Raw genomic sequence first — 22,939 nt, 5'->3', positions numbered from 1 at the left:
AATGAAAACAGACTATGCCGGCCTGCTGGATGACGCTGCCAATTGCATCGGCGATATGTCCAGCGCCGATCTGCAGATCTTGTTGCGTCGGGCCGCTCTAATGCTCCGAAATGCGGGTTCGATCGCACTCAATGATCAAGTTGAAGAGGCGATTGACAGCATCGCCAACTTCGGCATGACCGGAAACGGCATGATCCGCCACAAGAATGATTGGAGAGGAATGCTTGTTAGCCAGTGCATGACCTGGATGAGGATGGGACCTGCAGGCGTGGCAGCGCCGAGAAATTTGTCTATGAGACAGAGATCATGGCAATCCGCAAACTGGATATGGCAGCAGAGAACGACATTTCAAATTCTCCAAGTTTGCCATGGTCCACTCTTGCCCGCGTTTGCATCTGGATATCCACGCATCTAGAATGTCGATGTGCTGGACGTGAATATAAAGTTCGCAGAATCACTGTCAACGAAGCTCAAATTTGGAATCTGATTCATATCAAACGCGACCCCGCCGCATCTCCAAAGCTTTCCGCTAATATTTGCCAACTTCCCAGAATCCAGCTGGTTTACAGAGAAATCTTGCCGATAGGTGCCTGAGTCATTATTTATCCGGTATGAAATAATTCCCTTATAGCTATTTTCTTTCCACCAAAACGCAGAGCCGAAGTAGCTCTTGAGCGCGTTGAGTGAGGTGTCGTCAAGCCCCTCTTTGCGCGAACATTCAGTCTGCCACCAAAAGGGTCCGCTCGCCTGAGTAAGCTGCGACTGCATAGCGATTCGCGCGAACTGAGATTTTTCGAACAAAAGAGAGATTTCGGCATTCGCAAATGCATCCCGGAGATTAATGCCACCAAGATAATTAGGTGCGGGTTGATTATTAATTTGCATAAAGGATGGACTCAAAGTAATTTTCTCTCCGTGTGAAGTATATAGATCCATCTGAAAGAACGTTAATCTGACGTCTGTTTGGAATTGCTTCTTGATACGAAAATTGATCGAAACTGCAGGATCACCAATGTTTTGTGTTATCCCTACTTGGTCATGAAGTTCAATTAGGTCTTCGATTGAAAGCTTTTGTTGTTGAAGCGTTATAGATTGGTAGTCGGGCTGCGGGCCATCAATGATTTTTGTAGATGTTTGAAATCCAAATGCATTTATCGTAACCGTGTATTTTTTGGACGTTCTCGAATAAGGCACCGAAATTTCGAAGTTCCCATCGTCAAATGACGCGGTACGACCAGTTCCTTGCAAATCAATAACCGCTTGGGAAATCGCGTTCCCCGAAACGTCCCGAACCGTTCCTCTCAGAACAGCGTCCTTCGTATACATTGCGGAAATTAAATAGCCGACGTTCCCCAGAACCGCGAGTATTAGAATTAACCAAAATACCCGAAAGCTGACATGGTTCTGAACATGAGCTCTTTGCAAGGCAACTCCAAGGACCAGAATCGCAAGGGCGGCCAGTGCAAGTGGATTTGTAACAACCGAGATCACCTGAGACATGCTATCACCGTGAATCTACGCAACTGAAACCCGTAGAGAAGTCGCGGGTTTCAGTCTGAGTGAAATTACTCCAGGTTGTCAGACATACAACTAACAGTAAATACCTCTTTCCGCTAATATCGGATAAGTAAATATCGCCATAATTCACCCTGACCTACCTCCAAAGTCTAAGCCCTACGGACATAAGGTGGGATGAAAATGCCTAGCCGTAGGCGCGGATATGGCGTGTGCGAGGAGCATCGGGGACTGATATTTGCGGGCGCTACCCGCGACTCCGGTAGTTTCGATCGGCGCGAAGATCGCCCAATATTTCGGATGGCACTGATTATGGCCAAAGCCGCGCAATGATGTTGGTCGAATACTGCGTAATCAGGAAAGTGAGGATGGATGCCCCTACCCCAACGATGAACAGGCGGCCGATGCCGCGCTACTTCCAGGCGTGCACCTCGTCAACGACGGGCTTCACCTCCTTGACGTCATCCTGCACGGTTACAAAGCTGCTTTCTACCTTGCTCACCCTGTCGACAACAGCATCACCACCGAGAATCATCAAACTAGGCTCATTAGCAATTCGCCCAACAATCGGCACGACAATTCAAAGAACGCTGCGGGTGAATAGGCGAAGGGCCAGCTGACCACGAGACCAACAAACCCAAGCGCGATGGCCGCAACCAGACCATGCTTTTCCCAACCGTATATCGCACCGAAGCCTATGGCGGTCGCAGTTATTGCGAACGCCCAGATGCACCGAAAGACGATCGTCAAAGTTCTTGGCATTTCCGGTCCCTGAGCGTCTGCGGCTTGTAAAAATCATTGAGAGTAAGAGCAGCAGCTCCAGAAATGTAATTGTGCTGAAGACAAACGACAACGTCCAGATATCGCCGTCTTGGGTTGCCGCGACAAAAAATAGGACAACTTAGCTCTTCTACTAGGAGGACGACTACAAAGATGAAGTCAATCAGCCCGGCGCCTATGCGCTCGGCTGGCCGGCCTGCTTCTCGCTCTTGACTCCTCTTCAAAATGAGAACATTTATAGAACAAACGAGACCGGACACGGTCTAGGTTTACCGACAATTTGACGAAGAGGACCGCCGTCGATTGGCGGAACGGAGACGTGCGCCATGCAAACGACCGATTATACAATCACGCTCCTCGATGCGGAGATCTTCCGGGATCTCGTTACCTTCCTTGGTGAAGATGTCTTTGACCAGCGGCAGAGAAACGGCGCCATCGCCAAATCGGACGCGTTTCAGCAGCGGATCAGCAACGCCAGAAACGTGCTCAAGGGTATCGGCGCCTACGAGGGAGTGAACCTGAAGGAGAACCACAATGGGTGACGTGATCTATTTGGAAGACGATGCTGACCCGTACAGCGACGAGCCGAAGCCGAAGGCAGACGTTATGACCATCAGTGGCATCGATGCCATGGCCCTTCGTGAATTCGTGTGCCACGTGAACATTCGCTGTTATGACGAACGGTTCAAGGATAGGGGGATGATGAAGTCGCGGGCCTTGCGCGATCAGCTCGACCGCATGCGGGAGATCCTCCATACCTTGCTGGACTATCCCCGTTTCGAGCCATTCTACTATTCGTCCCCTCCTAACGACATGCCGGCAGACCAGGCGGAGCTCCAGCTGATAGCTGCTTTAGCAGACCGATCCGAGGTTCAATTCCACTCGGTCGGCATTTACCTCGCTCCTGACAGCATCCCAGTTGGCACATTGGAAATCGCCGTTGACGATGAAACCGGCGAAGCATGCGGCATAGTCAGTTTAAGGGGCATGACGAGCGCCGCGATATGGACGAAAGCCGGAGCGAGCCTGGACGATACGATCAAGACCTTCGTCGACGCCATTCCGATCGATGACGAGGATGGCGTTGAGCCCAGCGCATAATAGATGCCCGAGAAGCCTGCAAGCCGAACTGACGTCCTGTCAGCGCCCACGCTGTCATCGTACGCGACTGGCTCTTACTACGTCAAAATCGACTGCGCGCACTGTCGGGTGAAGCGCTTTTATGAACCGGTAGATCTGCTGCAGCTGTGCGGAAACATCACAATCCGGCGCATCGCACAGCAGTTTCGATGCGAGCAATGCAACAGAAAGGACTACCTGACCGCCGAGATACTGAGCCCCCCATCTAAGGAACTCGTCGGCATGGACGTTCGCCGGCTTGTTCAGATCAGGATTATTCGCAAGCCGATATGGAAAGACATCAAACTCTAGGAGCCTCCGATGCCTAAGCGTCGCTGGGACCAAACCCGAAAATGGACAAATCTCCATCTTCCGCATCAGGTTGTCGTCCGAACAGAGAACTTCACGTTCCGCCAGGCGGGGCCGCTGAATGCGTTGGCGGATGATGTGGCTGCAGATTATCGCAGTTATCTGGCACGTTGTTGCGATGAGAGCTTTCAGGTGTTTTGCTTTGCCGAGCAGGCACAGGCTCGGGTTTTTCAAGCCCGCACCAGAGCAGATGCTCAGGCGCGGCGATCCCGAATTCTGGCATCTGCTTTGGCTATCGAAGGGGCGTTTTCGATATGAGCTCAGAGCAGATCGTCTCCGGCAATTTCTTTGATTTTTGCCAGCTGTCTGGTTGCAGCCGACGTGCACGCCTCGGCGTACTTTCGAACAAGACCACAAGCATGGAGCATCCTCGAACACATGGTGCGGTATTCATCTGGGGTTGCTTCCACGTCGCGCCTGCCCGCAACCTCCTTCAAGTCGCGCTCGACAATCTCGATCAGCCCATAAAACCCGATATCGCTCAGAATCTCGGCCTCGTCTTCAAATCGCTGAAAGTCGGCCTGCCTCAACAGATCCCGGAGATATTCCAGATCCTGGCAATAGCCTCTCATCGGCTCCATGTACGAAAGATGCAGGGCCTGCCTGTTATCCCAAACGCGTTCGCATGTGGCTGCCACCGAACCAAGCTGATTTGCGAGGTCGATGATCCTACGCGCAAGGGACCGGCTGCGGCCGAGGCGAATTCCAAAATCGATCCGCTGATTTCGATCTGCATCGCGCACCTGCCGCCAAAGGATGTAGAGAGAAGGACCGCCGACGAGAAGCGCAGCCCAGCCTCCCAGGGCTTCAAGCCAATCTCTCAAACAGGGGGCGCCGAGCTTCCCGGCAGCGCACCATGGCTGATCGAACCATCCCCAAAATACAACCACGAGAAAGATCACCGCGAGAATGCCATAGGCGACGATCCAGCCGGTCCAATAAGTCCAGTCCTCATCCTTCTTTTGCATCTGGCTCTCCTTTGGGGCGTCTTTGAGAAGCTAAGCGAGCTGCCACATTCATTGCAATGGGGCCGCGCATGAACCGCCGCGACGATACCGCCGATATCAAGCAGGGGCTAAACGATCGCATCGTCGAGCTTTGCGCCAGACTATTGCCCGTTGGACAGATGCAGGGGCGGCTTTGGGTGGCGCACAATCCCGTCCCTGCGATCACCATAAGGGCTTGGAGTTCAAGATGGCGCTGACCCGCGATATAGGCGCCTGGAAGGATTATCGCACCGGCGAGAAAGGCGATGTCGTCAGCCTGGTCGAATACTGCCGGCGGTGCGATTTCCGCAGCGTGTTGGATTTTGCCCGCAACTTCCTTTAAATTCGCAAAATGCCTTCTTCGCCGCTTTGTTTCTGACCTAGGCAACGCACAAACGAAAAAAGCCCCTACCCGATGAAGGATAGGGGCTGAGTGTGGGATTGTGGCCTTACAGCAGGCTCGACAGATTCTTTAAGATCACCTCAGCTTGGCGCTTCGGCATTAACTTCAGGCCGACTTTAAGAGCGGTGACAATATCCGCGCAAAGTACTTTGCTAATACAAGGAAACTCGCGCGCGGCCTCAATTTCTTGCGTTGAATGTGCGATTACCCGAGAGAGGTCAAGAAAGCTGTCATGACGTACCAGCGGGTGACAGCCGGCCTCCAGTGGCATCTGATCTTTCTGGTGAAATCTCGCTGCGCTATTTATCCAGACGAAGTAGCCATCTTCGATGCACACACACAGCGCGAACTTGGCCTTCGGTGGATTCGTCAAAACGGTATTGACGATGTAGACGTGGCCGATCTTACAAGACGCCATAGGCAGCGAATATCTTGGCTTCTTCCAAGATTTCAGGTTCCACGCCATCCATGATTTCGTCGAAACTCATAGGCGCGTTGAGATTGGCATTCGACCACGCGACGTGATTGTGTGTCTCATCGGAGATGGCGCCGAAGGAACGGCCAATACAATGCTTAATGGCTTTGTCGAGACACTCCAGATCCGTCTCAGAAAAATATGAAATGTCCGGATCGCGGGCCGCCTTGTACGCAGGATGCCGATAGGCGTCGATCTTTACCAGCGCACCGTCGACGGTTTCACGGTCCTCCGGCGCAACGCTACCCTTCAGCGCGTCGTAAATAAAGGACGGGACTGGACCATGGTCCATTGCAATATACCGATCGCCCACGATCGGGCGGCCGTAGGCTCGTAGATGGAACCTCTCGGCAAAATAGAGAATCTTGGCTGCATGGAAACGTCCGACGCCAGGTGCTTTACTGGCGACGTATACGAGCGCCTCGACGGCCTTCTCTTTGTCCAATTGGAATTCCATGAGTCGTATATACTCGCTGCATCGTTTCATTTCAATTACGCCCTAGCCCCCCCTACCCGCTGCATTTAACTAGAGCGCGTCGTGCGCGGCGGCTTATTCTGATTCTCGACTACGCGGTCGACGCGAAGTGTCATGTTGTCAATAGCTGTTTTCACGCCGCTGATGGCCCCCATGATCTGCTCAGTCGTCTCGCGAAGCCCCTCTTTGGTGATGTACTTCTCGGCGGTGTGCAGCTTGTGCTCCGCCAGATCTTCGCGTAGCTCCGAGACCCTGGCGTCGATCTTCCACCAGATTGCCCAGCCGCTGCCGGCAACAGTGAGGAAGAACAACACCACTTTCATGATGTCCTCCGCCGTCATTTCTTAGCTGCCAATCCGCGGTCTCGCGCTGCATAGAAATCACGAAGCGCGGCCTTGCTGCGCCGGCAATCGATAAGCGCCTTGCGGTCTTTGATCCAAAGGCTTTCGGTCTGGCCTTGGGCTAGTGCGGCCTTACCGATGTCGGCGGGCTGCGCGCAATCTTTGGTGAGCGCGGAATCCGGGGCGGCCAGCGAAGGTGCCGGCGGAGGGCTAACGTATTTTGTTGATGCGGAGCACGCTGGAAGCGCCAAGAGCAGCGCGGCCAGCGTCAGGATCTTGGCTAGCTTCACGCTGCAATTCCTCGATTTGGGTTTGAAGGGTGTTGTTGTCGGCCTGCATCTGCGCGATGTTTCGCGCTTCCGCGGCCTTGGCGGCGTCGTTAACGGCGCTCTGGCGCTCGATCTCATCGGCGCGCGCCGTGGCGGCATCCGCCTTCATGGTGGCAATGGTGGCTGTGTAGGCCGTGGCGGCCCGCTGATAGCCGCGGTGGTCGGCGAGTAGATAGACGCCGACGAATGCCAATACAGCCACGAGGGCGCCAGTTATCCATCGCCCAATGCTTGTACTGAGAAAAGCAATCATGTCGACTGACCTGCGGTGTCGGTGCTGCCGGGCTGCTTGGCCTTGTTCTTGTCGTCAGCGATCGAGCCGAAGACATAGGAGGCGAAGATCAGACCAATGAGGCCATTCAGATTGATGAAGGCGGTGTCGAGCAGCGGATTGGTCTGGACATGGAACATTGCCCAGCCGGTGATTGCGCTCATGGCAATGCCGGACCAAATCAAAGCAATGAAGATGATCCGGCGCCGCGCCGCCCAATCGCCGGACGCCTTGTGGTCCATGAAAAACTTGGAAATCATTCCGTCGACCTGCATTAGCTTGCACCCTTAATTGCCGCGAGAAACTTGGTTGCAATGCCGGCAATATCGGCCGCTCGATCCGAGCCGTTGATGATCCTGCGCGCCCCGACCCAATCGGTCGTCGTAGCAGTGAAGAAATCGGAGAGCTTCCGGCTGGTGAACCGGCCGTTCGTCATGCCATCGAACAGGATCTCGACCGCCTTGGTAGGATCAAGCGCCTTGTCGGGATCGTCAGCGATGCCGTACTTGGCATAATTGTCGTGGCCGGTAATTTGCACCAGGCCGCGCCCTCGATATTTCCAGCCATCTCCACTGGCCTCGCTGCCATTGCCCATGCGGTTCGCATAAGCCCGATTCGCGATGCGCTGCGGTTGGCGGGCATAGGACGCGGCCTGCTCCGCGGTGAAGTATTTCGTAAAGGTGGCGCGGAGCCCGGCGGCCGAATAGTTGAGATTTTCTGAGATCGCGCACATGGTGTTGTCCGCCTCGTGAAATACGGTCGCGAGCATGTAGGCAAGCCATCGCGTATCGAATGGTTTGGTCTCCCAGGCATCTATGATGGCCTCTGTGCCATTCACCTGGTTTGTCGACAGGCGTCCGCCGAATAACGACGTGCGCACCGCGTCGAAGAATTTCGAATGGTCCATTGTAGGTTCCAATGAAAAGGGCGCCCCGAAGGACGCCTAAAAGTGGTAAAAGCGGATTGCAGCCGACATCGGCATGGTGGTAAGCGTTTTCCGGTCAAGTCCAGGGGGAAAGCATGACACTAGACAAATACGTCCGACACACCGCGCGAGCCTTAGCTGTCGCCACAATCCCTCCCATTCGACGTCTGATCGAAAGACAGGATGAATACGCCCGGCGACTTGCCGAACAGGCCACCGAAAGCGAGAAGCTGCGCAGCGAAATTCAGTCACTGAAGCAACAGATCGAGCAAGAGCACGCGGAGCATGCGGCGACAGCGGACGGGACAATCTTCAAGATCGATGATCGGCTGGTTATCAAGAATCCGACTCCGCAAACCGCTCTGGATATCTTCAAGGGCACATGGATATCTCGATTTCCTGGCGAATTCGCTCACTATGAAGCAGGAGAAACACCCTTGTTCGATGATGGGCGCATTCCTTTATGCGCGCCATACCTGCGCGGTATTGAAGGCAAGACAGCTCTTGATCTCGGACCACTCGAAGGTGGTCAGGCCTATGTGCTTGAGCAAATGGGGGCAAAGTCGGTTGTCTCGGTTGAGGCAAACTCGATCCTGTATCTCAAGTGCTTGATCGCGAAAGAAATCCTAGGAATGGACCGCACGCATTTTCTGTGCGGCGACGTCGTCGAGTTCCTCAAAAATACGCCCGAGCATTTTGATGTCACAGTTGCGAGCGGCATCTTGTACCATATGGCCGATCCGGTCGAACTGCTCTGGCTATTGTCACAGAAGACCGATCACCTGATGATTTGGACGCACTATTTCGACGAAACGAACGCAGAGCGTAACAAGATCACTAGCTTCAAGGAAGTGACCCAGCACGATTTTAACGAGGTCCGCTACAACTATCACAGGCAGGAGTATGGCGTTGGCTTCAAAACGAACGTCTATTGCGGTGGAACGAAGCAGCATAGTAGTTGGATGTCTCGCGCCGGCATCGAGACAGCGTTGAAGGAATTCGGCTACAGAGACGTGAACATCCTTCAGGACGGCGATTCCAGCAATGGACCTTTTGTGCTTCTGACAGCAACGCGATAGTCTTGCCTATAGTAGTGTTGGCTGACGGGAGAGTTGGAGCGACCTTCCCCCGAAATTTGGGGAAAGGTGATCTAGTGCGACACCTGTCGGCTTGGTGTGTGACCTACCGGACGCGCGTTGCCCGCAAATATGCGCCTATCGTGGCTGTACTGGTCGTAAAATTGACAGTTCCCACCATGTAAAGCGTCGTACTGGTTGTAACTTGGTAGCGATACGTACCAAGCGTCAACTGTTGGGCTGCCCCTGCCGCAGCAGGCGGGGACATATACGAATCCGACCCAATAGGCCCTTGTGTCGCGGATGTTGTGCTGCTGCTGCACTTAACGTTCGTAAGTACCGTCGATCCCGCTGGGATAATGGTACAGACCCCCGTCACATCCCAAGAGCCAGGGGTCAACGTGAGGCTTGTGACGTTAAGAGCCGTTCCGCTTGTCAGCGATACGTTGCTCGCAGAGTTTGAAAGCAGCTCGCCAATCGTTCCGGCCGTTGGCGCGGCTGCAGTCGTGATGCCATTGATGCCAGTACTTGGCGTAATGAGACCGGCGTAAACGTTCGACCATTGATTTGATGCCGAACCCATCGTGAAGGTATTGTTGGTGACCGGGACCGTCGTACCGTAAAGGTTAACCGTGCCGCCGCCGCTATAGCCAATATCGATATTGTTGCTTGCATCAAGCAAGAAGACATTCCGAAGCGTACCCCCGGAATCCTTCCACTGCATCGGCACATTATTCGGTGCGGCCAGAAGAACGCTAATGGCCGCATTTGAGGCATTAATACCGTAAGTATGATTGCCAGCCAGAAGATAAGACTGAGTGGAGCTGCTCTGATCTTCGATCGAGCTGCCAGCAACCGACCCGCTGTTCGCATTATCGAAATATATGCCGCGTTGCCAGATATTGGTCGCGCCGCTGACGATGATAGCGGCTTGCGATCGGTAGGTACCAGCGCCGCTGAACATCAGACCGGCCGTATAGGGGTGCGCTACACTCGCATACGACACCGAGCTGTTGTTGTTGTTCATGTCGATTTCTGCAGCGATCAGACCATTTGATCCGACTGAAGCAGAAGCCGACTGCGCGACTAGATTTAAGGCCCACGCGTCTCCGCTACCGACCTGCTGGTTTGCGCCAGAGAAAAACGCGACCTTGTTGCCGCTCGGCGTCCCCTGCCCGTTGCCGAGGTTCGAGTTCATGTTGATCTGGAATCCCCACTCAGGGAGAGCAGATTGACTTGTCGTGTAATTGTCGACGAAATTACTGTAGGCGGCGAAGCCATTGCCGACAGGCGTGGCCGACAAAGTGGCCGATCCAGTTGCCTGAAGGCCGCTGAATGAGCCGAGGGCGGGCGTCGTACCGCCGATAGCCGGAGGTGTCCCGAAATTCAGATTTGCGCTGTCCCAAGGCGTCGCGCCGTTAAATGTCGGCCTTACAGAGAATGCTTGCGCAGCCGACCAAGTATTCGCTGCATTCAGGAGCGGAACAGTTCCGCCGCTCGTGCCGGTATTCTGGGTCGCAGCTGTACCAAGGCCGAAATTCGTCCTGGCGTTTGCCGCAGTTGTCGCGCCAGAGCCGCCTTGTGCGACCGAAAGAGCAGTCGTCAGCCCTATAAGGGACGTGATGTCGCTGTTTGCACCAGAAGCGGCAGCGCCAATGCCTGAGCGAGCCGTCGCCTGCGTAGTGCCGCCAGTGCCACCATTGCCGAGCGCAAGCGTTCCGGTGACGCCTGTCGTCAGCGGCAATCCTGTCGCATTGGTCAGAACGGCGGCGCTCGGGGTGCCGACATTTGGTGTCGCCAGCGTTGGCGAATTCGAAAGGACAACAGAGCCGGTGCCGGTCGAAGATGTGACGCCCGTGCCGCCGTTCGACACTCCAAGGGTACCGGTCACACCGGTCGTGAGGGGCAACCCTGTCGCGTTGGTCAAGGTGACCGCGGAAGGTGTGCCAAGATTGGGATTTACTAGAACTGGTGCATTGGCAAGAACAGCTGCGCCAGAACCGGTGATCGAACTGATCTGCGTCCCGTTGATCTTGAAGACATTTCCTGCGCCGGCCGTGTCAAACGTCTTGCCGGTAAATGTCTGAACATCGGAGGTACCGGCAAGAAGTCCGCTTGCCGGAAATATCTGAGCGACGCCACCAATAAGAAACGATCCGGTGAAATTGGCCGATCCACCCGTGATCGAGACGGCACTGGAATTCTGATGCGCCATCGATCCCAAGGCGCCGCCGTCGGTGACGAGATTGCCGCTTGTCCCCCAGGTCGCAATGTTTCCAGGCGTCGGAGATGTGGTGCCCGGCTTGAGAAAGTCCACTACAGGCTCACGGCCGGTGCGGCCGCTGCTGTCATGACCGACGATATGCGTTAGAGTGCGGACTGGGAGCTGGTCGACTGAAACAGTCGCCTGCTGCGGATACGCGCTCGTCGCGAGAACGCATATCGCGAGAATGCCGAGGAAGACGCTTTTCAGCTTCATCAGATGGTTCTTCTCTAAGATGTGTGAAGGGCAGGCAGTGCGCTTCAGTGGTGCCATACGGCGTCAGAGCTGCACGTTTCTAAGTGTTCGAAGCCACAGAGACCTAAATGGCTGCGCTATCCCACTGGATATGTTCCGCGTTGCATGTGGCAAGTGGCGACTGCGCGAGGCGCAATCTCGACCTGCTGTGGCGGGATTGTCTGGGTCAGAGCAGTACGGGCGAATGGCAGCAAAACAACGAGATATTTAGCCATATTGGCCACCACCAGATGTTGCGCCATCGGTATTGCCAGGGAACGCCGTCGGACCACCGCCGATAGTGTTGATGACGCCGTTGAGGGTTGCCGTATATCGTTGACCCGAGCTGCCACCGCCGGAGCCGCCAGTGCCAGTGAAGGTCCATCCGGACTGAGACCAGACGATATTGCCGTTCATTGTGGCGACAGCCCATGAAGTCATGGAAAGGTTGCCTGGGACATTTATGTTTGCCCCAAGAACAATCGTGGCCGCCTGGGCATAGAAGCCCGTCACGGCGTTGCCCGTGAGAACGCAACCCGCGCCGATAGTCAGAGTGCCGCCAGACGAAGCGGCAAAGTGAGCAAAAGCTGAAAGTGTGCTGGCAAGCGTCACATGGTCGATAGAGACCGCTCCGCCATAGCGGGCAAGAAGGCTAGGTATCGAAGCGGACGAATTGTTAATAGTCACACCAGAGATCGCGACGGATCCGCCTGAAACGGCCACATAGCCCTGACTGCCGACGGCCGGTACGCCCTGAATAATGTAATTGTTCTGGTTGGCAGTATCGCCGAGGATTTTCAGTGATCCGGCGAAGATCGGCAGATTGCCCGACGACGCGTAAGTGCCGGCATTTCCGAGTTGGATGTTCAGAGTGAAACCAGCAAAGGCGTACCGCGTGATGCCATAATTAACGGCGGCCAATATCGTCCGGAACGCGCTCGCAGCGGTATTGGCTGAGCCATTGTTGCCGTCGTTACCATCCGTGCGGACATAGAGGGTAACATCGGCCGTAGCGACGATAGGAACCTCGCTATAGGCTATGGATGTTAGCTGCCACGCCGCTCCGGTGCACTTGAAAGTGTAAACTGAACCCATCGACAGATCGCCCCGCTTGATCGCCGCGCCGCGGCGGGTGACGATCGGTAGTGCCCCCGGTCCGACGTCAAGCGTCGCCGCACCGGTATTGTCAGCCGAAATGTCGACCGTGACAGTGAGACCGAGCGCATTCGACGTAATCGCCGGCGAGAAGGCAGCCGTCAGCGCGTTCGCAGTCCCGCCGGCAACGGCGAAATTGAGCTGACCGGACTGGATGGCCTTCGCTACCTGAGACAAGTCGCTATTGCTTGGAGTCAGGCCGGCTGCCAGGATGAGCGCAATGAGTTCGCGCTGAGGATTTTCGACGGCGCCGGCCGGTATGATAGATCCTTGAATCCCCGACGATGGGTTGCCGTTGACATATGACGCGTTCGGATTGGATGTCTGATCGTATGGTTGACTGTACTGCATAAAAAGGTGCCCAATAAAAAAAGGCCCCCTAAGGAGCCTTTAGTTGGAAGAAAAGCGTGATCGCTGGCCATGCCTGCCTTTCGGCGGCGCGCCGAGGCGCGACTAAACGGTTCCAGCAAGAGAGTTGCCGTCGCTATCCGTGAGGATCGTACCGTCGCTGTCGGTTAGGATGGAAATAAGGGAATAGTTGAAAGTGACTTCAGTTTGCGCTGGTTTCCAACGCCTGATGACGCACTCAAGGTCTGTGGAAAGCGCGATCGTCAACATGTGATCAACGCCAACCTCGCCACCGCCAAGACCGGTTCGGAACCATGATTCTCGGTTGATTGTAATGTTCACGGTCCACTGATATCGAATGTCAGTCGAACCAAGCATCCACCGATAGTCAGTGTATATCGAGCCTGTACGCGTGTCGCCGCAGCGGCTCACGCCGGTCATGTACGGGGCATATTCCTGAATCGTGACCGTATATCCCAAATCCTGGGCCACGCTCGTGAAGTAAGGAATTGACTGGCCTCCTTCGGCCGTCATCTTCTGAACCAGGGCTTTTCGCCTATCGGCGAGAGTTACAGCCTCTGCGATGCATGGATCAGGAAGTCCCCATGCCGTCTCCCACGAATCCAGCATTTCCGAGGTGATGCGTGGATCGCTTTCGATCTCAAGCAGATCGGCGGCTCTGCCATCCACATAGGCCCAATTGCTCGCAAGGCCGTTTAGCACCTTCATGAGAAGAGCATCAGGCTCGCGCGGCCAGGCAGGACCCGTGGGCAGGTTGTCCGCCATTGCCTGCTGATAGTCAGATTGGGTCCGCCTGACGTGTCTATCAGCCACGGGTGCGCTAGACATACGTTATCGTCCCCAGCACCGCCATGGAGCCCTTGTCTGGCATGACCTGGTCAGTCATGGTCAAAGTGAAACTGTCCACGCCGGAGGCGCCAAGGATAGCATCCGACACCCACGCAGCGTATATCGTCTGAGCGTCTTGCGCGACGCCGTTGGACGAATACGCAGGCTTGGCCCTGTCGATCAGCATAGCCGTCACGGCATTTGCAATCGCAGCTCGCGTCGAGACGCTGTCATCGACGAGATTCGCGATCGTGAAGGGGATGGGATACAATGTCGGCGCCAGGGCAAAGAGATCCTTCGTCGAAACCGGCCTCACCGTATCCAGATACGCCTTGACAGTGGCAATGTCGTCATCGGTCGGCAGACCGTTATTGGACGATCGAAGGTCATCCATCATGAATCGCACAGTCACCGTGCCGTCGCCCATTTCGAGCGGCGAGCACCAGGCGCGGGTGACGCCCGGCACATCAAGCGTCCACGCAACATAGTCGTCGGCATCGCCGCCCTGTGGAGGCTTCTGGATTCGATCGAGCACGCGGTTTCTCACCGAGCTGTCGCTTTCCGCGTCAGCGCCGCCAGTTAGGGAGACGACCGTTGCGGATCCGTCAACGCCCGAGATAGCCGTGGCGATCGACAGGAAAGTACCGGCATCGAGGTTGCCATCAGCTCCAGCTGTCTGCGCTTCGATATTGCCTGCGGTGTCACCGGAGCCGAGTGTAATGTCGGCCGTCGTCTGAAACGTGATGGCCCCATTGCTGAGTTCCGTTCCGGCGGAAATAGTCGTTCCTGCGGTACCGGTAAACGTAGCCGTGCCGGCGGAATAGGATGCCTGTTTGCGGCCATCCTTCAACCAGATAGACGCATGACGGTCTAGCCACTCATTCTCGGCGGTATCTGGCATCAGCTGTTTTGCCAGCCAATCCAGATATTGCAAAGTCAGATGAGCCATGCCGCTGTTGCCATCCGTCATAATCCGCAGCGGACTATTTGGGATGATCGAGCCTAGTTGCGTCGCGGAAATCATTTGGTCGCGACCGCGCTTGCGCAGCGTCGCTAGATCAGGGGTAGACCAAGTCAAGATATGTCATCCCATAAATCTTGGAACTGTAAAGAGATCAGGGATTTATTTCCCCTATACAACACAATGGACGCTGATATGCTTGTCTCATTGTAGCGCTGTACATCTACTTCCAATTTCGTTGCTATTCTCTGGTCAAGAAATGGCTGAAGACACTCAATAAGGTATGTCCTAGCTCGAGCTACTGTTGCGCCATACTTGTAGTTTTCGTCGGTGATCTTGGCGCGGTTCAGAAGCCATAGGCGGCTACCCACTTGCCAGCCTCCCCAGATTTCTTGGGCGTCGGTATCCCCCCACCAACCGCGCAGATCGGCGTCGCCATCCACAGGCAACTCGTCGTCCGCGTTGGCGCGCATGTCTGTGCCAATTGCCATCAGGACGGCGGAGATTAGATCGTGGGTGCTGTCGAGCGTATTCTGCCCTGTGGTGAGCCAATCGAGTGTGATGGCCTCCGTGCCTTGGCCGGGTGCAATGCGAATATTGCTCAAGCGGGCGCTCCCGTATTGGCGACGCCAGGAGTGACATCAGTGTGGACGTGATCGAAACCGATATCTCTGCCGTTGTGCGTCACAGAACCGCCTTCGATCGCCACGCCGGACGGCGATATCGTCATAGTGACGCCGCCGGCCGTAATCGTGAGCGGATTGCCAGCGGTGTTGATGTTGATACCATCGGCAGCCAGGTGAATTTCGGCGCCATTGTAGTGGTAGACCGTCACGTCACCGGCGGGCCTGCCTTTTGGGCGACTGCGACGATCGCCGAACGCAATAACGATCGGGTGCGATCTGTTGCCGCCGACAAAACCAATTATGGCTTCGGCGGCTCCATCGCTGCCACTTGCAGCGGGAACTGCGGTAAAGCCGTAGCTCTCAAAGTGCTCGACATCGGAAAGGCTTTCGTCTTGCAGGCCAACAAGGTTGAGCGTTCGCAGCTTGCCGCCATCCTTGACGGACTTTATGCTTCCGCGTGCAATCGTCATAAAAATCCCGCGTGATGCGCTAGAGAATAGATTCCTGCCCCTTTGGCCCATCCATGGTTGGCGGTGTGGGGGTGATTGGCGTCGACGTTGCCTTTTGCGCGTCGGTTTGCTCCGTGGGCGCGCTCTGCACGCTGACGGGGGACGTGAGCCATTTTTGCGCTATAAGCGTGGTACGCGTTCCCGCCTGATCCTGCGTGAAAGTGACATCAGCAATCTGCAGGTCTGAGGTCTTCAGCATCAACATCGGGGAATCGATCGAGATTTGATCGAACACCTCTGGGAGATTGCCGGTGGACAGAAGCCAGCCCTGATAGACGATCCGGACGATGACCTGCTGGCTTAGGGAAAGTAGCTGGCAGTATCCCGCCGCCTGCTTTAGATCGTCGCTATCGGCCGGTATATCGGCCTGTATTTGCTTGTCAGTGCTATAATTCGAACCCTTCGCATCGGCCTTGCCATAGTAGGCGCCGCGGTTTTGCGCCGGCGTGCTATTGTCGCTTCCGCGCTGCTGGCCTGTAACGGCAATGCTCGTATCTGGCGCATTCTGCGCAAGACAGCTGGCGGAAAGGATATTCCGGCCTTCGACGAATTCGGCGGTGGGCTTTTTGTCGGAATTCCCCTGCGCGACCAAGTTGCCGTTTCTGTCGTCCCGAAGCCAAATGCCTCGATATTTCGAAAGCCTCGACAACAGATTGAAGATCGTCTCGCCGGGCTCGATGTTCACGTATTTGAACGCTTTGTCCCATCCAGCCGGCGGGTTGAGTGTCTTCAAGGCAATGCCAACCGGAGCTAGGGCCTTGTTGGCAATAGCCTGAAAACTGTAGCCCTTGAACTCGCCATCCTTGAGCGGGATGGACTGCCTGACAGCCTTGAGCACCTGCGATGCGAATGTCACGCGCACGGAGTGGTTATTGGCGTCGTAGGCAACTTGGCGTTCGTGAATATGACCTGATGCAAAAAGCACGCCGGCAAGCTTCACCGTCGCGGAGTCGCCGGGCTTGATCTGCAGGGCCTGGCCGACCGAACCGTTGGCGCCGACTTTTTCCGTCACGCTCAAGGTGACCATGCGAACAACAGGATTGCTGCTCGCTGTGGCCGTCACCGAGTCCCAATCACGGAAAACCTTCCCATTGATTGTGACTTCGCACGTCTCTTCTATTTTGGGCAAAACGGATTACTCCGTGAGCGCCCTGATGCTATCCGGCATGAACGCCGGGTGAACGGGGCTATTTTCGTTGATGATTTCGTCGGCGCGGCTGGCGTCGCCGTACAGGACATTCGCCAGGGTCAGCGCCGTGCGCCGTTTGCCGAATGTGTAAGTCGCCAGCTTCGGAAGCTGGCTTGCGCGCTGCGACAGGTCGTAGGCAACCGCACCGTGAAGGGCGAGGAATGCCTGATAGACGGAGGACTCGATATTGTCAGCGGCGAAATCTTCGATCGCCTCAAGGTCGTCGACCATGCGAGCGAGAATGGCCTCCGCCTCGCTGCGGCTGGTCAGAATGGCGTTCGATACCGCCCTGCTCTCTTCCGCAATGCACATTCTGAGCAGCATTTGCCGCATGGTAATGCCGGCAGAATAGCTTGGCGTTAGCGCCGAGATGGTAGACCTGATCGCGTAAAACTGGTCAGCCGTGATGCTTGCGGTTGTGGCCGCAGTGAAACACGCCAGCGCCGTCGAGCCGATAGATCCGGACAGCAGCAGCGACTTGGCATCCACTTTCAATGTGGTGCATGCTCGATCGAGTGCGGCGCCTTCTTCGGTTGTTCCGGACGTCAGCGCCGATAGGTTGGCCGCCGTGCTCTGCAAGATCGACACAGCTTCGTTCAATTCGGTGCGGGTCAAGCTGTGCCAACCCCTCTTAACTGAGTAACGCCATGCGTTGTGTTGGCCAGCGTCGTATCTGCGGCGGTTGCGGCAGCACTACCTGCGCTGTCAGCCGCGCTAGATGTTGCGTATTGCGTGTCTGCTGCTGCAGGCGTGTATGGGCTGGTTCCGGCCTCGACCAGCAGGATTTCGAACCGGGCCATGCCGCCCTCTTCACGCTGCTCCGAACGGCTGTAGCCGTCACAGGTAACGTTCATGATGCCCATGGTCGGATGGATCAGCGTACCGCCACCCTCTGTGTCGAGGGCAGCGGCAAGAAGTTCGCTATCTATGGTGTATTCGTCGCCGATGACGTAGGCCGAAATGGAAAACTTGCGGGCGCGACGACCCATATCTTCAGTATAGGGGTCGTCGCGCTTGGGGTACTCATGCGTTACCGTCCGCCGGCCGCCCTGTTTTGCGCCGCCTTCCACATGAAATGGAACGCCACGAAACGACGCCGGAAGCAGCAATTGCCGCCAGAGTGGAGATGTCATCGTTTTTCCTTGGGTGGAAGCGGTTTAGAGCGACACGGAATTGCCGCGGTCGATCTTCAGATTCTGAAAGAGCTCGCTGTCGCTCTTCTTCACTGTGACTGGATGGTCTTTGCTGTGGACGTGAATATCCACCTTGCCGGTCGGCGGCGTAGCGGCGCCGGCGCCAGCAAGACCTGCATTCGCCGCCTCTTTTGCGAGGGACTTGCGAAGCGCATTTGCCATCGAAGCTCGACCGTTAAACTGGCGCGGACCTTGATCCAATGGCCGTTCGTATTCCTTGATGGCCAAGCGAAGAACTTCCTGGGCGCTTCCGGCCTTCACGGCCCTATCCCAGATGCCCATTTTCTTCATTTCCCAGATCATGGCTTTGGTCTGGTCGCCCATGCCGGCACTTCTTACGTCAATGCCGGTACCCTTCAGGATATCTCTGACACGAGGTGTGTGCCATTGCGCCCCTCCGAAAGCGGTTGGCCTGCCGTTCACGTAGTCGCCACGCTGGGCGCTACCATAGCCGGATTCCGCGCCCATAGTCGCGGCAGCCCATGTTATGGCATTCTCGCGAGACATGCCGGCCGCCATCAGGCTATCGACAATCCCCTTGGCCCGCTGTGCCTTGCTGCCAGTCGGTATTGGCGCGGTACCAGCGTTGCCGATGTCGAAGCTACCGCCTTTACCACTGCCGCCAAAAACGGCCCGATTTCCGCCCCATGATGCGTTCTGTATGCCGTCACCACCAGCCATGCCGGTTGCGGCACTTCCACCAAGATAGCTTTGCGTGAAAGCAATCATGCCGAGCTCAACGCCCTTGGCTAGGATTGCTATCGCGGCGCTGTCGCGCGCCGTGGAAGCGCCTGCTATGGCTTCCTGCATGCCAGGATGATAGGCTGTCGGATGGTAAAGGCCATTCCGCCCGCGGACCATCGAAGGATCTCGCGAGGGCTGATCTGACTTCGGGGCGGTGCTCTGAATCGCCCTATCCAAAGGGCCGCCCTTTTCGATCGGATTAAGATTGGAAAGCCAGCTAGGCAGCCAGGGTGATGGATTCACCTTGTAATACTGGCCGTCCTTGGCGTCGCTCCTGTTGTCGGTTGCGTTCGCCTTGGCGGTACCGTTAGCCCAATCAACGATACTTTTGATATCGGCAAACAGGTCTTCAAAATTCTTAGCCGCCCCAGCCCAATCTACCTGCTTTATGGCATCGCCGACATCATGGAAGAATACTTTAACGTCGCCAACGTGGGCGTCGGAAAAGTCCTTAAAAGCGTCTGCTGCTGCGATAATCTGCGGCGCCAACTCCCCGCCTACGGAATTCTTCAAATTCTCAAATGTCGCGCTCAGATGTGAAATAGCATCCTGAAACGCCTCTGCCTTCTTCGTATCCTCTTCCGAAGGCACGTAGGTATTTTTGCCAGCTGCGGCCATACGCCTATCTAACGAGGCCTTGCCGTTCGCGCCGAATTCGGCAAATTCTTCAGTGCCGAAAAACAGCCCTGACAAGGTGCGGCGCGACTGCGCATCCTTTTGCATGGCAAGATAGTTAAGTTCTTTCTTAACAACCTCATCATTGGATTTCGTGTTCGCCAAGTCATCAGCTATGCTCTTGCCGCCCCTAAGGCCGGCAATCGCGCCATAGCTGCCTTGTCGTAGACGCATCGCGTCCGCATTGCGTGCGGCGAACGAAAGACCGCCAGCAATTGCGTCAGGATCGATCGCAAGACCGTCCGATACCTGCTGCATCTTTTGCAGTGTGGTAATGGCAATGCCGGTCTCGTGAGAAAACTTCCTCATGCGCACGGCATTGTCGGCAAACGACCGAACGGCCGTTCCCACAGCAGTAAGCGCGCCAGCAGCAGTGAAGGCACCGGCGCCGATGGCCCCGAGCCCCAGGCCCGTCGTTAGGCCGCCTAGGCCGTTCGTGACAGCCTTGCTGACGCCCTCAGCCTCCTTGCGAAGGCTTTCCATCTGCTTGCCAACCTGTTTTAGACCGTCTGGGACTTTCACGTCCTTCAGCCGGCTCACAAGGTCTTTCAGCGGTTTGGTAAACTTGTCGATGACAGTAGCTGGAAGTACTAAAGCCTCAGTCATCGCGGGTACGCTCCAAATATTTCAAGGTGTAGCTGTGCAATTCCGCCAACTCATGGTGAGGGCGAGACAGAAAATCGAATGGATTGACGTGAAATGTCATCGCCAGATCGATAGCCATGTTGACAGAATCGTCAGCTACACCGGCATGAAAAAACTTGTGAGATGCCACCCGAGACTGATCAGATCCTTCGGCTTAAGCTTTGCCACCGCGGACGGCGGCACGCTGGAAAGACGGCTGATCATTGCCGCCATCCGCGCGTCATCAATCAAGACGCGCGGCGGATCGCTTATTGGATCGAACTGAACTGGATTGCCAACCGCGATGACATCGGCGCCGGTCGGCTCGCGAAGTACAAGCTCTCTTACCTTCTCACCGTGCGCCTCGATTTCGTAATCGAAGGGGTAGGTGAACTTTCCGTCTTTCCATGCCGTCACTGATTAGGTTCCTTCCGTGCAAGAAACGCCTTCGAAGCGAATCTTCACCTTGCCATCGACGGTCTCCATCGGAAGATCGCCGGCCTGCCACGCGTTTTTCAGCGTGTAGGTGTGGCCGTTTGCGATTTCGGCCGTAACCGTCGCGCCGGTGATCCCCTTGACGTCGGCGATTTTCCAATCGTCCGTCAGCGTGAAATCGCCTTCGATATACGGCACAACCGGCATTTCGGAGTAACCGTGCACATAGTCCTGGCCGGCAATGCCCGTCCTCGTTACCGAGGACGGCATGATCACCAGATTCCCGCGCAGCGGGTATTGCGCGCCGTCTACTTTGACGTACGCGGTGCCTGCGGCTCTAAGTCCCATTTTCTGTTATCCTTTAGGAAGCGCTGGAATATTGCAGCCTGAACTGGGCGAGAACGGCAAAGATGCGCAGGCCGTTGATGATGTCAGGCGGATACAGGACATCGACGCGATCAGGGTTTGTGCTGTTGCGCTCGACCACAAGATTGGATGCAAACGCATCCAGGTTTTCAACAAGGCCGTCATATTCCATGTCAGAATATTCCGACACCAGTTCTGCCTTGATGATCTTTGGCGTGACGATCGCCTGCCCGGTTGCAAAGACAGTGCCGTCATTCGCCAACTTGTGGCGCGGGTACTTGCTCGTGATCGCGTTCTTCAGCCGGCGGAAGATTTCGGCCAGAGTATAGAGCGTGGTCGCCAGCGCATATGCGTTGTCGGGTTGACCATAGCTGTTCGTCTGGTAGCGCATGGCTTCGCGCATAATCGCCGGATAACCGTTCGGATTGACCCTTTGAATGGCGATGCCGACCGAAACCAGATTGTTCATCTGGGCGGCACTGAAGCGCTGTTCCGTTGGGGCCGGCAGAACTCCGGTCATTTCCAGTGTCTGCAGCGGTCTCGCCGGGTCGTTCGCCAGGCCACGAATGGCAGCTGACGTATAGGCCGCCGTCCAGTCCCAAATAGGAGATGGCGACGCAGGCTCAACAGCAAGCACGGATTCAACCGCAGAGTTGCCGGTCGGACCCCAGGTCATGAGATTGCTGTAGGTATCGCGTCGAGCGCTCCAAACGGCGCCGTAAAGCTCGCGCATCCAACCCCAGCGGCCGGTATCGCCGAAGCCATACTCGGTGTCAAACAGGGCAAGCGTACCGCTGTCGGTATATGGTAGACCGACGAAATCGTACTGGGTTTCACCGAGGGCGACGATGGCGTTATCGAAGGTCGGAACGCCGGCGCCGTTGGTGGCCGCAGTATGGACAAGCGTGATGCCTGCCGGGAGAGCCTGAGAACCGTTCGAGCCAAGATAGGTATCGGTGACGATGATGTCGTTACCCGTCGCACCCTTCCAGCGGCACGTATACGTCACGACGCCAGCAACAGTTGCAGCGGTAGACGGAAGCGTGGTCTTCGCATTGACGGCGGCTGCAATGTTCGTGGCGATCGTGGCAGCAGTATCGCCGCTCTTGACGCCAACACTCACAAGCTGGCCGGCCACATAGAGCGAGATAATGCCCGGTGCCGTTGCTGGTCCCGTCACAGTCGTCGTCTGGGTGGCAGCAACGCCGCCCGTGGGATCATCGACAGCCATGCAGTAAAGCAGAGCCGAAGGATAGACATTGAAGAGGCGGTAGGCCATGCGTTCAAGCATAGAGCCTTCACCGAAGAGATTCTTCGCGGAGGCGACCGAACCAATGGCATAGACCTTGTTCGACAGCGCTGACCCGCCGGCGAGCTTTTGGCCGATGAAAATGGCGGGGTGGCTGGTGGTGCTGCCCGTGCCGGCCTGCGAGGAATCGACTTCCGCGTAAAAGAGCGGAACATTCCAAGTCGATGGGAAAGAATTGAAAGAAACAGACATTAGGAATTATCCGTTTTCGCGCTGGTGCTCGACGCCTTGACAGAAGCCGGCTCGCTTTTGGCGATGGCTCCGTCCCTGATCAGGCGGAACGTGAATTGATCTGCGAGCCAATCGGCGCCACCATCAGGGAGGCTACCGGAAACAGGATGGCTCAGCTTCGCGCCCGCTTCGGTGGGGACGACAAAAACCGTTTTGCTCATGTG

General features: G+C 56.0%; 31 protein-coding genes. 7 read left to right on the top strand and 24 right to left on the bottom strand.

Going from position 1 to position 22,939, the window contains the following annotated elements; all coding sequences use genetic code 11:
* Window position 1: 1 nt before the first annotated feature.
* The gene (locus AB8B29_RS06225; protein WP_439006266.1) at window positions 2-415 is read left to right on the top strand and encodes a hypothetical protein; all 414 of its coding nucleotides are present in this window, start codon (window positions 2-4) and stop codon (window positions 413-415) included.
* Here the strand turns inward: AB8B29_RS06225 and AB8B29_RS06220 are convergent.
* On the bottom strand, window positions 412-1,500 hold the full coding sequence (locus tag AB8B29_RS06220; protein WP_439006265.1) for a carboxypeptidase-like regulatory domain-containing protein: 1,089 nt from the start codon (window positions 1,498-1,500) through the stop codon (window positions 412-414). The two genes, AB8B29_RS06225 and AB8B29_RS06220, sit on opposite strands and share 4 nt — an antisense overlap.
* 427 nt (window positions 1,501-1,927) lie before the next feature.
* The gene (locus tag AB8B29_RS06215; protein WP_439006264.1) at window positions 1,928-2,050 is read right to left on the bottom strand and encodes a DUF1515 family protein; all 123 of its coding nucleotides are present in this window, start codon (window positions 2,048-2,050) and stop codon (window positions 1,928-1,930) included.
* A gap of 571 nt (window positions 2,051-2,621) precedes the next feature.
* Here AB8B29_RS06215 and AB8B29_RS06210 point away from each other — a divergent pair.
* From AB8B29_RS06210 to AB8B29_RS06200, 3 genes are all read left to right on the top strand, one after another.
* Window positions 2,622-2,837, top strand: a complete 216-nt coding sequence (locus AB8B29_RS06210; RefSeq protein ID WP_439006263.1) for a hypothetical protein — start codon at window positions 2,622-2,624, stop codon at window positions 2,835-2,837.
* Window positions 2,830-3,396 (top strand): hypothetical protein, encoded by a 567-nt coding sequence (locus AB8B29_RS06205; protein WP_439006262.1) that lies wholly within the window; start codon window positions 2,830-2,832, stop codon window positions 3,394-3,396. The genes AB8B29_RS06210 and AB8B29_RS06205 overlap by 8 nt, the downstream gene beginning before the upstream one ends.
* A 339-nt stretch (window positions 3,397-3,735) precedes the next feature.
* The gene (locus tag AB8B29_RS06200; protein WP_439006261.1) at window positions 3,736-4,041 is read left to right on the top strand and encodes a hypothetical protein; all 306 of its coding nucleotides are present in this window, start codon (window positions 3,736-3,738) and stop codon (window positions 4,039-4,041) included.
* Window positions 4,042-4,043: 2 nt separating this feature from the next.
* On the opposite strand, the gene AB8B29_RS06195 is transcribed toward AB8B29_RS06200, so the two are convergent.
* A complete protein-coding gene (locus AB8B29_RS06195) occupies window positions 4,044-4,751 on the bottom strand; it encodes a hypothetical protein (RefSeq protein WP_439006260.1) in 708 nt (235 codons plus the stop codon).
* A 226-nt stretch (window positions 4,752-4,977) separates the two neighbouring features.
* Here AB8B29_RS06195 and AB8B29_RS06190 point away from each other — a divergent pair, with 226 nt between their 5' ends.
* A complete protein-coding gene (locus tag AB8B29_RS06190) occupies window positions 4,978-5,112 on the top strand; it encodes a hypothetical protein (protein WP_439006259.1) in 135 nt (44 codons plus the stop codon).
* A 106-nt stretch (window positions 5,113-5,218) separates the two neighbouring features.
* Here the strand turns inward: AB8B29_RS06190 and AB8B29_RS06185 are convergent, their stop codons facing one another.
* The 4 genes from AB8B29_RS06185 to AB8B29_RS06170 form a co-directional block, all read right to left on the bottom strand.
* Window positions 5,219-5,590, bottom strand: a complete 372-nt coding sequence (locus AB8B29_RS06185; protein WP_439006258.1) for a hypothetical protein — start codon at window positions 5,588-5,590, stop codon at window positions 5,219-5,221.
* Window positions 5,577-6,092 (bottom strand): Panacea domain-containing protein, encoded by a 516-nt coding sequence (locus AB8B29_RS06180; protein ID WP_439006257.1) that lies wholly within the window; start codon window positions 6,090-6,092, stop codon window positions 5,577-5,579. Before AB8B29_RS06180 ends, AB8B29_RS06185 begins: the two co-directional genes overlap by 14 nt.
* A gap of 77 nt (window positions 6,093-6,169) precedes the next feature.
* Entirely contained in the window at window positions 6,170-6,445 is a 276-nt protein-coding gene (locus AB8B29_RS06175; protein ID WP_439006256.1) for a hypothetical protein, read from the bottom strand.
* A gap of 14 nt (window positions 6,446-6,459) precedes the next feature.
* Complete coding sequence (locus tag AB8B29_RS06170; RefSeq protein WP_439006255.1) at window positions 6,460-6,753, bottom strand: dehydrogenase; 294 nt, start codon at window positions 6,751-6,753, stop codon at window positions 6,460-6,462.
* On the opposite strand from AB8B29_RS06170, the gene AB8B29_RS06165 reads away from it, so the two are divergent.
* On the top strand, window positions 6,740-6,964 hold the full coding sequence (locus AB8B29_RS06165; RefSeq protein ID WP_439006254.1) for a hypothetical protein: 225 nt from the start codon (window positions 6,740-6,742) through the stop codon (window positions 6,962-6,964). The genes AB8B29_RS06170 and AB8B29_RS06165 overlap by 14 nt on opposite strands.
* 77 nt (window positions 6,965-7,041) lie before the next feature.
* On the opposite strand, the gene AB8B29_RS06160 is transcribed toward AB8B29_RS06165, so the two are convergent.
* Both AB8B29_RS06160 and AB8B29_RS06155 read right to left on the bottom strand, forming a co-directional pair.
* Window positions 7,042-7,323 carry a hypothetical protein gene (locus AB8B29_RS06160; protein WP_439006253.1) on the bottom strand — a complete coding sequence of 94 codons (282 nt, stop codon included), beginning with the start codon at window positions 7,321-7,323 and terminating at the stop codon, window positions 7,042-7,044.
* A 14-nt stretch (window positions 7,324-7,337) separates the two neighbouring features.
* Entirely contained in the window at window positions 7,338-7,970 is a 633-nt protein-coding gene (locus AB8B29_RS06155) for a hypothetical protein (protein ID WP_439006252.1), read from the bottom strand.
* 113 nt (window positions 7,971-8,083) lie between these two features.
* Between AB8B29_RS06155 and AB8B29_RS06150 the strand changes: the two genes are divergently transcribed.
* Window positions 8,084-9,067 (top strand): class I SAM-dependent methyltransferase, encoded by a 984-nt coding sequence (locus AB8B29_RS06150; protein ID WP_439006251.1) that lies wholly within the window; start codon window positions 8,084-8,086, stop codon window positions 9,065-9,067.
* A gap of 103 nt (window positions 9,068-9,170) precedes the next feature.
* Here AB8B29_RS06150 and AB8B29_RS06145 read toward each other — a convergent pair whose 3' ends face one another.
* From AB8B29_RS06145 to AB8B29_RS06075, 15 genes are all read right to left on the bottom strand, one after another.
* A complete protein-coding gene (locus AB8B29_RS06145) occupies window positions 9,171-11,600 on the bottom strand; it encodes a beta strand repeat-containing protein (protein WP_439006250.1) in 2,430 nt (809 codons plus the stop codon).
* A 189-nt stretch (window positions 11,601-11,789) separates the two neighbouring features.
* A complete protein-coding gene (locus tag AB8B29_RS06140; protein WP_439006249.1) occupies window positions 11,790-12,893 on the bottom strand; it encodes a hypothetical protein in 1,104 nt (367 codons plus the stop codon).
* Window positions 12,894-13,169: 276 nt separating this feature from the next.
* Complete coding sequence (locus AB8B29_RS06135; protein WP_271025278.1) at window positions 13,170-13,850, bottom strand: YmfQ family protein; 681 nt, start codon at window positions 13,848-13,850, stop codon at window positions 13,170-13,172.
* 55 nt (window positions 13,851-13,905) lie between these two features.
* Window positions 13,906-14,991: a baseplate J/gp47 family protein gene (locus AB8B29_RS06130; protein ID WP_439006248.1), complete on the bottom strand. Its 1,086-nt coding sequence runs from the start codon at window positions 14,989-14,991 to the stop codon at window positions 13,906-13,908.
* Window positions 14,988-15,479: a phage GP46 family protein gene (locus AB8B29_RS06125; RefSeq protein ID WP_439006247.1), complete on the bottom strand. Its 492-nt coding sequence runs from the start codon at window positions 15,477-15,479 to the stop codon at window positions 14,988-14,990. Before AB8B29_RS06125 ends, AB8B29_RS06130 begins: the two co-directional genes overlap by 4 nt.
* Window positions 15,476-16,021, bottom strand: a complete 546-nt coding sequence (locus AB8B29_RS06120; protein WP_439006246.1) for a phage baseplate assembly protein V — start codon at window positions 16,019-16,021, stop codon at window positions 15,476-15,478. Before AB8B29_RS06120 ends, AB8B29_RS06125 begins: the two co-directional genes overlap by 4 nt.
* Complete coding sequence (locus tag AB8B29_RS06115) at window positions 15,990-17,138, bottom strand: phage baseplate assembly protein (protein ID WP_439006245.1); 1,149 nt, start codon at window positions 17,136-17,138, stop codon at window positions 15,990-15,992. Before AB8B29_RS06115 ends, AB8B29_RS06120 begins: the two co-directional genes overlap by 32 nt.
* Window positions 17,139-17,144: 6 nt before the next feature.
* Window positions 17,145-17,813: a hypothetical protein gene (locus tag AB8B29_RS06110; RefSeq protein WP_439006244.1), complete on the bottom strand. Its 669-nt coding sequence runs from the start codon at window positions 17,811-17,813 to the stop codon at window positions 17,145-17,147.
* Window positions 17,810-18,331, bottom strand: a complete 522-nt coding sequence (locus AB8B29_RS06105) for a DNA circularization N-terminal domain-containing protein (RefSeq protein ID WP_439006243.1) — start codon at window positions 18,329-18,331, stop codon at window positions 17,810-17,812. The genes AB8B29_RS06110 and AB8B29_RS06105 overlap by 4 nt, the downstream gene beginning before the upstream one ends.
* 24 nt (window positions 18,332-18,355) lie before the next feature.
* Entirely contained in the window at window positions 18,356-20,416 is a 2,061-nt protein-coding gene (locus AB8B29_RS06100) for a phage tail tip lysozyme (RefSeq protein ID WP_439006242.1), read from the bottom strand.
* The gene (locus AB8B29_RS06095; RefSeq protein ID WP_439006241.1) at window positions 20,409-20,534 is read right to left on the bottom strand and encodes a hypothetical protein; all 126 of its coding nucleotides are present in this window, start codon (window positions 20,532-20,534) and stop codon (window positions 20,409-20,411) included. Before AB8B29_RS06095 ends, AB8B29_RS06100 begins: the two co-directional genes overlap by 8 nt.
* A gap of 17 nt (window positions 20,535-20,551) precedes the next feature.
* A complete protein-coding gene (locus tag AB8B29_RS06090; protein WP_271025287.1) occupies window positions 20,552-20,851 on the bottom strand; it encodes a phage tail assembly protein in 300 nt (99 codons plus the stop codon).
* A gap of 3 nt (window positions 20,852-20,854) precedes the next feature.
* Complete coding sequence (locus AB8B29_RS06085; RefSeq protein WP_439006239.1) at window positions 20,855-21,217, bottom strand: phage tail tube protein; 363 nt, start codon at window positions 21,215-21,217, stop codon at window positions 20,855-20,857.
* A gap of 13 nt (window positions 21,218-21,230) precedes the next feature.
* Window positions 21,231-22,736 (bottom strand): phage tail sheath C-terminal domain-containing protein, encoded by a 1,506-nt coding sequence (locus tag AB8B29_RS06080; protein WP_439006238.1) that lies wholly within the window; start codon window positions 22,734-22,736, stop codon window positions 21,231-21,233.
* Window positions 22,736-22,936: a hypothetical protein gene (locus tag AB8B29_RS06075; RefSeq protein WP_271025290.1), complete on the bottom strand. Its 201-nt coding sequence runs from the start codon at window positions 22,934-22,936 to the stop codon at window positions 22,736-22,738. Before AB8B29_RS06075 ends, AB8B29_RS06080 begins: the two co-directional genes overlap by 1 nt.
* Window positions 22,937-22,939 lie beyond the last annotated feature (3 nt).

Origin of the sequence: Rhizobium sp. 11_C7_N12_5 (assembly GCF_051811145.1) — a bacterium.
GTDB lineage: Bacteria > Pseudomonadota > Alphaproteobacteria > Rhizobiales > Rhizobiaceae > Rhizobium > Rhizobium lusitanum.
The sequence above is the reverse complement of the archived record's forward strand: the minus strand, read 5'-3'. Positions and strand labels throughout refer to the sequence as shown.

Excerpts from the sequence above, each read along its gene's own strand:
- AB8B29_RS06225 (WP_439006266.1), top strand. The coding sequence starts at position 2 with ATGAAAACAGACTATGCCGGCCTGCTGGATGACGCTGCCAATTGCATC.
- AB8B29_RS06220 (WP_439006265.1), bottom strand. The coding sequence starts at position 1,500 with ATGTCTCAGGTGATCTCGGTTGTTACAAATCCACTTGCACTGGCCGCC.
- AB8B29_RS06215 (WP_439006264.1), bottom strand. The coding sequence starts at position 2,050 with ATGATTCTCGGTGGTGATGCTGTTGTCGACAGGGTGAGCAAGGTAGAA.
- AB8B29_RS06210 (WP_439006263.1), top strand. The coding sequence starts at position 2,622 with ATGCAAACGACCGATTATACAATCACGCTCCTCGATGCGGAGATCTTC.
- AB8B29_RS06205 (WP_439006262.1), top strand. The coding sequence starts at position 2,830 with ATGGGTGACGTGATCTATTTGGAAGACGATGCTGACCCGTACAGCGAC.
- AB8B29_RS06200 (WP_439006261.1), top strand. The coding sequence starts at position 3,736 with ATGCCTAAGCGTCGCTGGGACCAAACCCGAAAATGGACAAATCTCCAT.
- AB8B29_RS06195 (WP_439006260.1), bottom strand. The coding sequence starts at position 4,751 with ATGCAAAAGAAGGATGAGGACTGGACTTATTGGACCGGCTGGATCGTC.
- AB8B29_RS06190 (WP_439006259.1), top strand. The coding sequence starts at position 4,978 with ATGGCGCTGACCCGCGATATAGGCGCCTGGAAGGATTATCGCACCGGC.
- AB8B29_RS06185 (WP_439006258.1), bottom strand. The coding sequence starts at position 5,590 with ATGGCGTCTTGTAAGATCGGCCACGTCTACATCGTCAATACCGTTTTG.
- AB8B29_RS06175 (WP_439006256.1), bottom strand. The coding sequence starts at position 6,445 with ATGAAAGTGGTGTTGTTCTTCCTCACTGTTGCCGGCAGCGGCTGGGCA.
- AB8B29_RS06160 (WP_439006253.1), bottom strand. The coding sequence starts at position 7,323 with ATGATTTCCAAGTTTTTCATGGACCACAAGGCGTCCGGCGATTGGGCG.
- AB8B29_RS06155 (WP_439006252.1), bottom strand. The coding sequence starts at position 7,970 with ATGGACCATTCGAAATTCTTCGACGCGGTGCGCACGTCGTTATTCGGC.
- AB8B29_RS06150 (WP_439006251.1), top strand. The coding sequence starts at position 8,084 with ATGACACTAGACAAATACGTCCGACACACCGCGCGAGCCTTAGCTGTC.
- AB8B29_RS06145 (WP_439006250.1), bottom strand. The coding sequence starts at position 11,600 with ATGGCACCACTGAAGCGCACTGCCTGCCCTTCACACATCTTAGAGAAG.
- AB8B29_RS06135 (WP_271025278.1), bottom strand. The coding sequence starts at position 13,850 with ATGGCGGACAACCTGCCCACGGGTCCTGCCTGGCCGCGCGAGCCTGAT.
- AB8B29_RS06120 (WP_439006246.1), bottom strand. The coding sequence starts at position 16,021 with ATGGGCCAAAGGGGCAGGAATCTATTCTCTAGCGCATCACGCGGGATT.
- AB8B29_RS06105 (WP_439006243.1), bottom strand. The coding sequence starts at position 18,331 with ATGACATCTCCACTCTGGCGGCAATTGCTGCTTCCGGCGTCGTTTCGT.
- AB8B29_RS06100 (WP_439006242.1), bottom strand. The coding sequence starts at position 20,416 with ATGACTGAGGCTTTAGTACTTCCAGCTACTGTCATCGACAAGTTTACC.
- AB8B29_RS06095 (WP_439006241.1), bottom strand. The coding sequence starts at position 20,534 with ATGGCTATCGATCTGGCGATGACATTTCACGTCAATCCATTCGATTTT.
- AB8B29_RS06085 (WP_439006239.1), bottom strand. The coding sequence starts at position 21,217 with ATGGGACTTAGAGCCGCAGGCACCGCGTACGTCAAAGTAGACGGCGCG.
- AB8B29_RS06080 (WP_439006238.1), bottom strand. The coding sequence starts at position 22,736 with ATGTCTGTTTCTTTCAATTCTTTCCCATCGACTTGGAATGTTCCGCTC.
- AB8B29_RS06075 (WP_271025290.1), bottom strand. The coding sequence starts at position 22,936 with ATGAGCAAAACGGTTTTTGTCGTCCCCACCGAAGCGGGCGCGAAGCTG.